The organism is Shewanella sp. M16 (assembly GCF_018224605.1).
GTDB lineage: Bacteria > Pseudomonadota > Gammaproteobacteria > Enterobacterales > Shewanellaceae > Shewanella > Shewanella oncorhynchi.
Genome location: NZ_JAGTUL010000172.1, coordinates 1 through 245, shown reverse-complemented (window position 1 = coordinate 245; position 245 = coordinate 1). Strand labels below are relative to the sequence as shown.

Below are 245 nucleotides of genomic sequence, written 5' to 3'. Positions count from 1 at the left end.
CTGCGCTTTAAAACCGATACACAACAACGGTTTATTGTACGCTCGATGCAAAGCCGCTGTATTGAAGAAGACCAGCACAAACTCTATGCGTTTAGTGAGACGCTGCAAAGTGCCGGTGAGCGGATGATACAGGTGCAACAAAAAGGCGGTCGCAAAGCCAGAGTTGCGCACTGTGATATCCGCTTTACGCCCATTACCGTGAAGGTTCCGGCGAATAAAACGGGCCAGTCTGTGCCGCTGTTTTA

The 245-nt window shown here is 50.2% G+C and carries 1 pseudogene; it reads left to right on the top strand.

From position 1 onward, the window contains the following. Window positions 1-245: pseudogene (locus tag KFE26_RS23915) on the top strand (IS4 family transposase); the annotation flags it as partial.